Genomic DNA, 12,636 nt, shown 5'->3' on the forward strand with positions numbered 1-12,636 from the left:
ATATATATATGATTGTCCTGTTGAGGCTTTATCAAATATGTTAGGGAAAAAATGGGTTGCAGTTATAATATGGAGTATGCAAGATAAAAAAATGAGATTTGGAGAATTGCAAAGAGCTGTTGAAGGATGTAGCAAAAAAATGTTAGTTCAACAATTAGAATTGTTAATTAGCAATAATATTATAATTAATGAAAAAAAGAGAGTTAATAATAAAGTCGAATCTACATATTATTTAAGTGATTCAGGCTTATTGTTATTACCTATTATGGATAAGATGATAAACTGGAGCAATAATAATCTTTCATGTGAAAGGAAATAAAGTAGAATTAGTTAATAGTTATAAGATAATTTAACTAAGTATTTTTTAGTTATATAACTAGTTACAAAAAAGTGCCTAATTGAGTAAGTTAGGTATTTACTTTAAGATATACTTAAAGTTTATTAATTAGGGGGATTTTATGCAGAATATAAACTTTTTTATTGTGTTTATAGAAGGGGTATTATCAATTTTTTCACCGTGTATATTACCAATACTTCCTATATATTTAAGTATATTATCTAATAGTAGTATAGATGATATAAAAAATTCGAATTTCAGTCGTAGTATTTTATTAAGAAATACAATATTCTTTACACTAGGAATTTCTACTACATTCTTTATACTAGGCTCATCTATACATGCACTAAGTTCATTTTTTGATACAAATAAAAATATGATAATGAGTATTGGTGGAATCATCATAGTAATCATGGGATTATTTTATTTAGATATTATAAAATCAGACTTTTTAAGTAGAGAGAAGAGGCTAAATATTAAATCTAAGACTATGTCTCCAATAGCAGCATTTTTATTAGGTTTTACTTTTAGTTTTGGATGGACTCCTTGTATTGGGCCTATATTAGCATCAGTACTTATTATGGCATCAACTTCAGATAATATTGTTATGTCTAATTTACTTATATTAGCTTATACAGTGGGATTTATTTTGCCATTTATAATAGCATCATTATTCTATAATAAGCTATTTAAAAAGTTTGATAAGATGAAACGTTATATGAAGGTGATAAAAGGTATAGGTGGAATTTTTATTATTATAGCTGGATTAGTTCTGATTTTTAATGGATTTAGTAATATGAACAAAGAACTAACTATTAAAAATCAAAATATAAATGCAAGTAGTGTAAGTGAGAATAATAAAGAAAGTACTAATGAAGGTAGTAAAGAAGAGAATAAAATAGCGCCAATAAACTTCACTCTATATGATCAATATGGAAAGAAACATACGCTTAGTGAATATAAGGGGAAAACAGTATTTTTAAATTTCTGGGCTACATGGTGTCCACCTTGTAAAGAAGAAATGCCTTATATAGAAGAGCTGTATAAGCAGTATAATGAAAATAAAGATGATGTAGTAATATTAGGAGTTGCATCACCTAATTTAGGTAGAGAAGGTTCAGAAGAGCATATAAAAGAGTTTTTAAAGAAAGAGGGAATTACATTTCCAGTAGTATTTGATAATAATGGAACTATGGCATTTGAATATGGTATAAGTGCATTTCCAACAACACTTATAATAAATAAAGAAGGATATATAACTAAATATATACCAGGTGCTATGGATAAAAGTACAATGGAAAAAGTTATTAATAGTGAAAGATAAAAGAATTAGCTACTTAATATGAATAGATAAGATATATTTTAAATGTGTAAGTATTTTTAAAAATATAAGCTACAACACAGCTCGTGTTATAGCTTATATTTATTTTATTGTTGTTCTTGTGAAAATTCTTGCTTAATTGATGAGATTTCATCTTGTGTAGCAGGCTCAGCAGGTTTATAGTAACCTTTTTCCTTAGCCTTTTTAAATAAGTTATATTGACGAATTTCGTCTTGGTTTCTCATATCTTGTAATGTTTGACGAAGTTCTCTATTTTCTGTTTGTGCGATTGTAGCACCATAACCTGCTAAACTCGCATTTATGCTGCTAAGGTAATCGCTTATCATTTCTTTTTCTTGCATAGTAGGTACCTCCTAATTTAAGAATTGCATTAATTTTTCTTTACTGTTTTTTGCGTCATCAGCATCTTTTCTTAGCATTTGTACTAATTCAGGATCAGTACATTTTTCAGCATAGTCATTTAATTTTTTTTCAGTATTGCAGTGAGCTCCTATTAAATGACGTAAGTTTTGTAACTCTAAATGATTTAATTGATTAAACATGTTCGTACCTCCTTTTATTAAGTTCGATATTAGTATTTCACACCGAGTAATTAATATACTTAGTTATATATTACTGGGGATTTATGTAAAGTTAAGTCTTAAGAAGAGTAATAAGATATAAAGAGCTAATAGCAAGTTTTAAAAGTTTTAATAAGTAAAAAAGCCTAAAGTTAGTACATAAACTTTAGGCTTTTTTATTTCGGAGAGGGAGATAAAAATTATTATTTTAAATTATTAACATCCTTTAAGAGTTTTTCGAGCTTTTCTGTGGATGTAATTCTATCATTACAACTTGCACTATCTAAACATATATGGAATGCTATTGATTTATAAGCTCCTATTCCTGTATTAGATGTTTTGCAAATAGGAGAAACAAAAGCAACTTCACTATCAGAACCTATATGGTTACAAACAGCACATACATTAGCATTATTTGAATTAGAATTTGTAAGTCTACAAGCCATTCCTACAAGTTTACCATCCATACTATAAGCTATAAGTAATTTTCTAATTGATTCATCAATCCAACCTAAATATACAAGTTTTGAATCCTGATTATCTAAATTAGGTAGTTTAAGTTTCTTTTCTTTTTTAAATAATTTAGTTAGTTGAGTACTAGTGATGCTTGGCATTCCATATACATATTGGTCTAAATCTTTTAGATAACTTTCAATATGTAATGGATCAGTTAGCTTACTAATATCAAGTATTTCTATTTCTTCTTTTGATAAATCTTTAAAAGTATTTAATATCTTATCTTGTATATAAGCTCTAGTAGCTTCAACAATATTAGGGTCTGTACAATTTCTTAGAGTATTATTTAAATCAAATAAGCATTTTTTTATATAGTTATATTCATATTTTCTAATAAAAGTTTTCATAAAATCTAGCACCTCTCTTCTTATATTTATATAAATTGTTTGTTGTTTTTAATAAAATAAAGAGATGATTAATATTACATGATTTTAAAGTAATAATAATCATCTCTAAAAATATATTTCATATCCATAATCATTTTATATCAATATTTTAAATTAGAAATGATAACTTCAAGTGGCTTACCACAATGAAATAATATCATAGCCTAAATAAGCCTTCAATCTAATAAATGATTCTGTAATGATTATGAGCATAACTGTCTTTCTTGACTTATAATTCTTCTTATACTTTTTTCTGATAGATAATATTCTTTAGCTAGTTCATTTATGGTACTACCATTAAGATATTTTTTATAAATCTCATTATTTCTAATCTTAAGGCTAGTTTTTATACCACTTTTTTCTCCCCAAGCTTTATGATTTTCATTTTTTCTAGGGATATAAAGATATTCTCCATCTACATATTTTTGTATTATTTCAATAACTTCTGTTGGTAACACATCTAGTGCTTTTACATGTTTCATTTTTTTACTCCTTAACTTTAAAAGTACAATTAAAGCAAAGAATACTAAAATGCTATGTGTTACAGAGCCTAAAATATACGTATTTCAGCTAACTAACAACTTAGGCTCCAAACAAAGCATAGCTGACTTTGTTGTAGTCTTTGCAGGAGCAAGTAGGTTTAAAGCTGAATGTATCATATACCTTCATAAAAAACACCTCCAATACGTTAATTTAATTATAACATAGTGAAGATATTAACTTAATGGTCTCGATTTTCTTAACCATTGAAATTTTTAGAAAATCATATGATATAATGGTTTAAACAATTGGACGAATACTTTAGGAAAGGAAGAGCTGTGCATGAAAGATTGTAAGGAAGATATGCTTAAGCTATCAAAAGAATTTCAAGAATGTAATAAGGCTTTTATAGCAATTGGTGATGAAACAAGACAGCATATTATCATTGCTTTACTTGAAAGTGATTGTAGTGGTATTCGTGTTGGAGAGATTACAAAGAAAACACATCTTTCAAGACCAGCAGTATCACATCATCTAAAGATATTAAAAGAAGCTGGGATTATTGGTATGAGAAGAGAAGGGACTAAAAATTATTATTATATAAATGCTAATGGTACAGAGTTCGGAAGGATTTTTAATGTTTTTAAACATATCAATGAGATAATTGAGAATTATTCAGATAAACAAAATAGAGAAGGGTGTGAAGATGAGTAATTGTTAATAAGTTTAAGTTAAATATATTTAATATTTGTAACTTAATTGATTACAGATATATTGTTTGAAATAAGATTTATTAAATTAAACTATGAGATATAGGGGGATATAATATGATTTTATATTTTAGTGCTACAGGAAATAGTAAGTATGTAGCAAAGAAGATTCAATCAGTTAGTGGAGATGAGGTTATTTCTATAAATGATCTTATGAAAAGAGGAAGTAAAGAAGAAATTAAATCTGATAAGGCATTAGTATTTGTTTGTCCTACTTATGCTTGGAGAATACCTAGAGTAGTAGAAGATTTTATTAGAGAAACTAAATTTTCAGGAAATAATGAGGCTTATTTTGTATTAACTTGTGGTGGAGATACAGGAGAAGCAGTAAATTATACAAAGAAACTTTGTAATGAAAAAGGATTTAAGTTTAAAGGACTTAGTTCAGTAATTATGCCGGACAATTATATTGCTATGTATGATGCACCAACCAAAGAAGAAGCAGATAAGATTGTACAAAAGGCAGCTAAAAAAATATCTGATATATCAAGAGATATAAATGAAAATAAAGATATTCCACAAGAAAAAATAACAGTTGTGGATAAGCTTAAAAGTGGAGTTGTTAACACTATATTTTATTCAGCATTTGTAAGTGCAAAAGGTTTTTATTCCACAGATAAATGTATTAGTTGTGGAAAATGTGAGATAGTGTGTCCACTGAATAATATTCAATTAGTTGATGGAAGACCTAAGTGGGGAAAAGATTGTACACATTGTATGGCTTGTATTAATAAATGTCCTAAAGAAGCTATTGAATATAAAAATAAGACAAAAGGTAAAGTTAGAAATTATTTATAACTATTAGAAGTGATGATAAACGAAAGAAGCTTATTGAAGTGAAAAAAAGTTTTTGAGTTTTTGAGTTTTTATAGGTATTTAGAAAAATAAAAAATAGACTTTAGTAAACTGTATTTACTAAAGTCTATTTTCGGTTTATTATATCAAATAATAAATTGAAAATTAATTTGCCATTAAGCTTTTATCTTTTTCGTCTAAATTAAATACTTTCCAACAAATTAATGATACTACCCAAACTGTTACAAATATTGCAACAAGAGCATATCCCATTTTACCGAAGTCTAAGTTTTGTAACCAACCCCAGAAGCCACTATTCCAGTTTTCTTCCATAGCAAGAACTTGTCCAACTTCTATAATACTTATAACACCAGCTGCTAATATAGAAAGAGTAGTAATAGTTATATTGTAGTACACTTTCTTTAATGGTGAAGTAAGTACCCATTGATATGCTGTTGACATGAAGAAACCATCTAATGTATCCATAAGACACATACCAGCAGTAAATAAAATTGGGAAAGATAATACTGCGATCCATGGAACTCCTTGAGCAGTTGCAGTTGCTGATGTAGCAAGAACAGCTATTTGTGTAGCAGTATCAAATCCAAGTCCAAATAGGAAACCTATAAGATAAATATGCCAGTTTTTATTAGCAACATTAAGTAAAGTGTTTATTGAACGATTTACAAAACCTGTATCAGGTCTTTCAAGGCTTTCTTCAGTATAAGTACCATTTTTTATTTCTTTAAAAGTTTTGATTGCATTTCTTAATATAACAAAATTAGCGATAGCAAGAATTAATAGAAATACTGCTGAAATAACAGTTCCTATAACTCCTCCAACAGCTTGGAATTCAGGAATTGCTTTCTTTGCCCAGTTAACAGCAAAAATTGTTACTATTCCCATGATGATAACAACTGTTGAATGTCCTAATGAAAAGAAGAATCCAGCCCCTCTAGTTCTTTCACCTTTTTGAACTAGTTTACGAGTCATGTTATCAATACATGCTATGTGATCACAGTCAAATGCATGTGCAAGTCCAAAAGTTAAAGATACTACACCCATTCCTAAAAGAGTTGGGAATTTGAAAACTCCAGTTGAAAGTAATACGATTCCACAAATAAACATAAAGATTATAAATGCACCATATTTTATTGCATCAACTTTCCAGTTTGCACTACTATTTTTCATAAAAAATAATCAGTCCTTTCATTGTTAATTTACGTGTAAATTATAATAAATCAAAAAGATACGTTCACTACAAATAAAAAACGATTCAGTACAAAATAAAACAAAAAGATTACTAATTAGTTTGTTTAATGTTTTATTAATTAATATATAATGTTAAGTATGAAGTTTAACATATAATAAGTAAAGATTTTATATTATATTAAATTAATTAAGTATTAAATTATAAAAGAAACAACTATAAAAAAAGGAATTTAAATTATTCAATTGATAATACGTTATCAATATCTTAAAAATGATAATGCATTATCAATAAAGTGTAAATGACTAAAATGAGATGTAATTTGAAGTGTTATAGATGGTATAATTAATGACAAAAAGATGACTAAAAAATAAAATAATTTTTTGATTTAAATTTTATTTTTTTTAAATCTTATTATTTTAAGGGAAAATAGTATAAAAAAGTAGTTGTAGATAGAGATAAATTAATCAAAAAATTAAATATTTTAATTAATTTATTAGAGAGTACACGGTGATAGGAAGTATATTACATTTATAAATATAAAAATAGGGACTTTTAATAAGCCCCCATTTTAGTTCGATAAGTATATAGTATTTTAACCCATTAATAAATCTAAGATATTCATTCCAGTAGAAGTTGTACCTTTATATAGCTCAGTAAAACCACAATTTTTACAACTAATAGTGATAAATTTCTTGTTTTGAACATTGAAAACTTTTGATAAGTTTCCTCCTGTTGCTTGGAATTGGTCACTTTCATATTCAGTATGATTACATTTTGGGCACACAAATTGTCTTTTATTCATTAATATACCTCCAATTAAAATTATTATTTTTATAGCTAAACCTATGATATAAGTAAAGTATACGTTTATTAAATAAAATATATCAATAATATAATTATTTATGTTTAGATTAAAGATTATTCTAATATTTCTAATACTTCTATTGTGTAGCTTCCACCAGGAGCATTAACTTCAACTACATCTCCAACAGTTTTACCAGATAGAGCTTTTCCTAAATCTGATTCTATGCTTATGCACATATTTTCAGGATCTAAATCCATAGTAGTTACAAGTGTTAAAACATCTTCATCTCCATCTTCTACAAACTTAACTCTAGCTTTGCTGTTAATTCCAAGTACTGATTTATTTAAAGTTGTATCATCTACTACAGTAGCAGTAGAAATCATAGTTAATAAATATTGGATTCTATTATCATTTGCTCTATAGTTTGCACAGGCCTCTTTATATTCTGCATTTTCTGATCTATCACCATGTGCAGCAGCAATCATTTTTTCTTTTGCGATTTCAGCTCTTTTAGTTGTCATTCTATATTCTAATTCTTCTTTTAATTTTCTCATATTCTCTGGTGTTAGTGTATTATTCATAAAACGGAACCTCTCTTCAAAAATGTATTATGCTAATATTATATAACATATTTACTAGAATTTATTATATAATGTTCAAGTAATAAAATGTAAAATATTAGATATAAATAATTATTTTAAATATGTAAGGGAGGAAATATGACTGATAAATCAAAAATGATTTGGATGTATGTATTGATATATACAATATTAATACCAATACACTTTTTAGTATTTTTATATTTCTTTTTTGCCATTGCTCAACAAATTAATAGGTTAAATGCAGATATAGGGAATGCTTGGATATACGTTTCGATAGCAATGAATATATATATAGAAGTTTTAACTTATTTAGCTTATCGATACAATTTAAGATATATGTATAAAGAAAAAAATAAAAAAATATTTAAAATATTGTCAGTAGTAAATCTTATTTGTACACCTTTTATTGTATATATATCTATTTTTAAGATATAGGATATTTAAAATAAATATATATAGAAATAAAATTTAATTAAGGTAAATGTTAGAGGTCTAGATTAGAGAGTATCAGAAAAGATACTCTTTTTTATTGGTTATTTTTAACTATATTTAGTGACAAATATATGTTTAATTGAATTTTTTATTTAATTAATATTTATAAAAAAAATGTAAAAAAAAGAAAAATGAAAAATATTTACAAAAAAACATTTAAAAGGTAAAATTGTAGCGAGAGGGGGAGGATTATGTTGAAAAATAATAAAAAAAGAAAAATAGCAACACTTATTTTACTTTCTTTTATTTTACAAATGGTTCAAAATTTTTATATAGCTAAAGTAGTATATGCTGAAGAAGTAAAAGAAGTAAAAATATCAAAAGAAGAAGTTATAAAAGATAAGGAAAGTAATACTTTATCTTTTAAAATAAGAGTTCAAAATAATAAAGAAGAAAATTTAGATTTATCTAAATTAATACTAAGTTATTGGTATGATGATCAAGGAATAAAAAATGAAGAGGTAATAAAAGATTGGATTTCTATTGATAAATCAAAGGTAGATGTTGAGATAGAAAAGATGAATCAATCTTATGAAAGAGCAAATAGTAGGATAAACATAAGTTTTAAAGATGGATTAAATGAATTAAAAAAGAATGATGAGATTGAATTGAATATTAGATTGCAAAATAAACAATGGGAGTCTTATAATCAGGAAAAAAATTATTCATTTATGAACGATATAACAGCTCAATATAATGGAGAAAATATATTTGGAACTACTCCTAATGAAATTCCAGATGAAGAACCTATTATAAAAGTAGATTCAAAAATGTATAATAAACAGTTAAATAAGGATATTACAGCCATATATCCTTGGTTCAAGATTATAAATTCAGGTAATGTTAATTTAGATTTATCAAAACTAGAATTAAGATACTATTATACAATAGATTCTGATTCATCAGAAGAAGTAGTAATAGACTGGGCTAATATAGGAAAAGAAAAGATTATACCAGAAATACAAAATATTGAAGATAGAAAAGAAGCAGACAGATATTTATCAATAAAACTAAATTCTAATGATAAGTTAGGCGTTGGAAAAGAGTTAGAGATTCATAGTAGATTTAATAAAAAGAATTGGGAGACATATGATCAGTATAATGATTATTCTTTCAATAAGGATGCAATAGACTATACAGATTGGAGTAAAATTTTAGTTTTATATGATGGTAATATAATTTCAGGTGAAGAGCCAGAAATTAATGATGGGCTTCAAGATATAAATTTAAAAGCTGAGAGAAGGAGCAATGCAGTTTCATTAAAATGGACTGAAATAGAAGATGCATATTATTTAATCGAAAGTTCTATAAATGGTAATAATTTTACAGAAGTAAAAAATAATTTGATTGCTAATATGTATGTAGATCCAACAGCAGAAAAGTTAGACTCTACATACTATTATAGAGTAATAGCTTTTGATAAAGATGGAAATAGAATTGGAAAATCTAGAAATATAAAAGTAGATTCATTTAAAGATAGTGATGATGATTCTTTAAGTGATGAAGAAGAAATAAAATTAGGAACAGATTCTAATAATAGTGATACTGATGGTGATGGATTAACTGATGGAGAAGAAGTATTAGTAAATAAGACTAATCCACTTATTAAGGACACTGATAATGATGGATTAGATGATGCATATGAAGTATATGTATCTGATACTAGTCCATTAAAGGAAGATACAGATGAAAATGGAGTGTTAGATGGAGATGAAGATCTAGATAAAGATGGATTAACTATTAATGAAGAATTGAAATTAAATACAAATCCAAAAGAAATAGATAGTGATTTTGATGGTTTAAGTGATAAAGATGAAATATATAAATATAAAACGGATCCAAATAATAGAGATACAGATGAAGATGGTATTCTAGATGGCCTAGAAATTGACTTGAAGTTTAATCCTAATAATACAGATAGTAATAGTGATGGAGTATTAGATGGAGATGAGATAGTTAAATATTCTTATGAAGCAGAAGAATATCAAAAAGATAATAATGTAAATGCAGAGATAAAGGGAAATTTCTTGGCAAAGGAGATAGAGAATATATCTATTACAAATATGGAAGGAATGCATGTTATGACTTCTAAAGAGACTCCAGGGTATATGGGTTCTCCATATTCAATTAAAGTACCAAAAGGTTCAACAGATGTATCAATGAAATTTAATTATGATAAATCAGGAATAAAAGAAGGGGCTGACCCTACATTATACAAATTAGATAAAGAAAAGAATACTTTAGTTGAAGTAAAAGGCCAGGATAAATCAAAAGACGGAATTGTTTCATTAGAGTTAAAGAATAATATAGAACAATTTACTAAGAATAGTAAAAGTTCAGAGGAAATAGATTATTATATAAATGATAATTTTATTTTAATAGATAAAAAAGAATGGGATAAATATTGGGAAAGTGAGATTAAACATCCATCAGAAAAGGGAAAGTTAGATTTAGCATTTGTAATTGATACCTCTGGAAGTATGTCTAGTAATGATAGAAATAAATATAGAGTACAATTAGCTAAACATTTCATAAATAAAAAAGTGGAAGAGGATAGAATGGCTTTAATTGGATTCTCAAGTTCTTCTAATATATATCAGAATCTAACTGATAATAAGAGTTTATTATTATCTAATGTAGATAAATTAGGATTAGCTAGTGGAGGAACTCATATATCATCAGGAGTAGATAGTGCTATAGAACAATTAAAAGATAGTTCTAATAGGGACAAAAAAATAATTTTATTAACTGATGGAGAAGGAACTTTTTATGATAGTTCATTAGAAGCTGCTAAAAAAGAAAATATAAAAATATATACAATAGGTCTAGGAACAAGTTATGATAAAAAATTATTAGAAAAAATAGCAAATGAAACTGGTGGAAAGTATTATCATGTTAAGACAGGAGAAGAAATAGGAGATATAGAAGATGATATACATGGTGATGCTGGAAATCAAGATATGGATGGGGATGGTATACCTGACAAGGAAGATGATAAACCTTATGAAAATAATATTGTATTAGGAAAATTTGATAAGAGTGATAAAATATTTAAACAGGCTTCTAATTTAGCATATAGTAAAACTGATAAGTATAAGAATAAAAAAGTATCTAGTGCAGTAGGAGCTAATTCTAAGGAATTTAATAGACTATTAGATTGGACAATTATTGAATCAGATGATTCTCATAATAAAATAGAATTAGAAGAGATATTAGATGGTGGATTTGGAGCTATTGCTATGAAAAAGGGGAATAAAATAATAATTTCATTTGAAGGAACAGATTTTGAGAATGATCTTATAGGGGATGTTTTTTGGGCTGATATATATGGAATTGTTAAGGGATCATCATCATTACAATTATATAAAGCTTATGAGTTTACAGCAAAAGTAATGGCAAAGTATAAAAATGATGAAATTTATGTGACAGGACATTCTTTAGGTGGATGGTTAGCAACAAAAGTTACAGGGTCAATAATAAATACTAATGATAATATAGCTAGGCAAATACCTTCAATACTTAAGATACCAGCTAGGTTATATGGGGGGATTTTAAAGGATAATAGTTCTAAACTTAAGAAAAGTGTTCCTTTGGCTGCTCCTGGATTTGTACCAAAAAGTAAAATATTAGTAGGCAAGAGTGAGCAAATATTTAAAAATAAATTATTTAGTTATAAAATAGATTCAGATCTTGTTAGTTTGTTTGGAATTAATAGTTATTTAGTGGGAAATGTTAAGTTTATAAATGCAAAAAAAGCATTAGACAAGGAATGTAAGAAGAATTTATTGGGACATGGAATAGGAGTATATTATCATCATTTTGATAATTATTTTAATTCTAATTTATCTTATAATTTTAGATAATAAACTATATATTATTGTTTTGAGGTGATATATGACAGATAAATCAAAAATGATTTGGATGTATGTATTGATATATACAATATTAATACCAATACATTTCTTAGTATTTTTTTATTTCTTTGCAGTTTTTGCTCAGAGAATTAGTAGGTTAAATGCAGATATAAACAATATTTCTATATATATTTCAATATCAATGAGTATATATATGGAGGTCTTAACTTATATAGTTTATCGAGTAAATCTTAAATATAATCAAGAAAAAAATAAAAAGATTTTTATGATACTATTAGTGGCAAATCCTATTCTTATGACTTTAATTATAGGGACGTTTTTTTTCTACTTATAAGAGAAGTAAAATTAAATTAGTGTTTTAAAAGAGAAGCTATTTTAGTGTAATGCTAAGATAGCTTTTTTATGTTTAAAAATAATATTTAATTGATTATTAATAAAATTTTATTGAAAAACAATAAAAATA

General features: G+C 26.1%; 14 protein-coding genes. 7 read left to right on the top strand and 7 right to left on the bottom strand.

Annotation, left to right across the window (positions count from 1 at the left end):
• Positions 1–37: 37 nt before the first annotated feature.
• Together BN8917_RS03010 and BN8917_RS03015 are read left to right on the top strand one after the other, a co-directional pair.
• Complete coding sequence (locus BN8917_RS03010) at positions 38–319, top strand: winged helix-turn-helix transcriptional regulator (RefSeq protein WP_407641397.1); 282 nt, start codon at positions 38–40, stop codon at positions 317–319.
• A gap of 139 nt (positions 320–458) precedes the next feature.
• Entirely contained in the window at positions 459–1,661 is a 1,203-nt protein-coding gene (locus BN8917_RS03015) for a cytochrome c biogenesis protein/redoxin (protein WP_066870436.1), read from the top strand.
• A gap of 104 nt (positions 1,662–1,765) precedes the next feature.
• Here BN8917_RS03015 and BN8917_RS03020 read toward each other — a convergent pair whose 3' ends face one another.
• The 4 genes from BN8917_RS03020 to BN8917_RS03035 form a co-directional block, all read right to left on the bottom strand.
• Positions 1,766–2,020 carry a spore coat protein gene (locus tag BN8917_RS03020; RefSeq protein ID WP_066870439.1) on the bottom strand — a complete coding sequence of 85 codons (255 nt, stop codon included), beginning with the start codon at positions 2,018–2,020 and terminating at the stop codon, positions 1,766–1,768.
• A 12-nt stretch (positions 2,021–2,032) separates the two neighbouring features.
• A complete protein-coding gene (locus tag BN8917_RS03025) occupies positions 2,033–2,221 on the bottom strand; it encodes a hypothetical protein (RefSeq protein ID WP_066870441.1) in 189 nt (62 codons plus the stop codon).
• 221 nt (positions 2,222–2,442) lie between these two features.
• Entirely contained in the window at positions 2,443–3,102 is a 660-nt protein-coding gene (locus BN8917_RS03030) for a FusB/FusC family EF-G-binding protein (RefSeq protein ID WP_066870444.1), read from the bottom strand.
• 242 nt (positions 3,103–3,344) lie between these two features.
• Complete coding sequence (locus BN8917_RS03035) at positions 3,345–3,623, bottom strand: CD3324 family protein (protein WP_066870447.1); 279 nt, start codon at positions 3,621–3,623, stop codon at positions 3,345–3,347.
• Between the two features lie 340 nt (positions 3,624–3,963).
• Between BN8917_RS03035 and BN8917_RS03040 the strand changes: the two genes are divergently transcribed.
• Both BN8917_RS03040 and BN8917_RS03045 read left to right on the top strand, forming a co-directional pair.
• Positions 3,964–4,335: an ArsR/SmtB family transcription factor gene (locus BN8917_RS03040; protein ID WP_066870450.1), complete on the top strand. Its 372-nt coding sequence runs from the start codon at positions 3,964–3,966 to the stop codon at positions 4,333–4,335.
• Between the two features lie 113 nt (positions 4,336–4,448).
• Entirely contained in the window at positions 4,449–5,189 is a 741-nt protein-coding gene (locus BN8917_RS03045; protein WP_066870453.1) for an EFR1 family ferrodoxin, read from the top strand.
• A gap of 162 nt (positions 5,190–5,351) precedes the next feature.
• Here BN8917_RS03045 and BN8917_RS03050 read toward each other — a convergent pair whose 3' ends face one another.
• The 3 genes from BN8917_RS03050 to greA form a co-directional block, all read right to left on the bottom strand.
• On the bottom strand, positions 5,352–6,377 hold the full coding sequence (locus tag BN8917_RS03050) for a HoxN/HupN/NixA family nickel/cobalt transporter (RefSeq protein ID WP_066870456.1): 1,026 nt from the start codon (positions 6,375–6,377) through the stop codon (positions 5,352–5,354).
• Positions 6,378–6,991: 614 nt separating this feature from the next.
• On the bottom strand, positions 6,992–7,201 hold the full coding sequence (locus BN8917_RS03055) for a zinc ribbon domain-containing protein (protein ID WP_066870459.1): 210 nt from the start codon (positions 7,199–7,201) through the stop codon (positions 6,992–6,994).
• A gap of 116 nt (positions 7,202–7,317) precedes the next feature.
• Entirely contained in the window at positions 7,318–7,785 is a 468-nt protein-coding gene (gene greA / locus BN8917_RS03060) for a transcription elongation factor GreA (RefSeq protein ID WP_066870462.1), read from the bottom strand.
• Positions 7,786–7,923: 138 nt separating this feature from the next.
• Between greA and BN8917_RS03065 the strand changes: the two genes are divergently transcribed.
• The 3 genes from BN8917_RS03065 to BN8917_RS03075 all read left to right on the top strand — a co-directional run bounded on the left by BN8917_RS03065 (position 7,924) and on the right by BN8917_RS03075 (position 12,507).
• On the top strand, positions 7,924–8,241 hold the full coding sequence (locus BN8917_RS03065) for a hypothetical protein (protein WP_066870465.1): 318 nt from the start codon (positions 7,924–7,926) through the stop codon (positions 8,239–8,241).
• A gap of 248 nt (positions 8,242–8,489) precedes the next feature.
• Positions 8,490–12,161, top strand: a complete 3,672-nt coding sequence (locus tag BN8917_RS03070; RefSeq protein WP_066870469.1) for a VWA domain-containing protein — start codon at positions 8,490–8,492, stop codon at positions 12,159–12,161.
• 31 nt (positions 12,162–12,192) lie between these two features.
• The gene (locus BN8917_RS03075) at positions 12,193–12,507 is read left to right on the top strand and encodes a hypothetical protein (protein WP_066870472.1); all 315 of its coding nucleotides are present in this window, start codon (positions 12,193–12,195) and stop codon (positions 12,505–12,507) included.
• Positions 12,508–12,636: the final 129 nt, after the last annotated feature.

It is taken from the genome of Clostridium mediterraneense, assembly GCF_900091705.1.
Lineage (GTDB): Bacteria > Bacillota > Clostridia > Clostridiales > Clostridiaceae > Sarcina > Sarcina mediterraneense.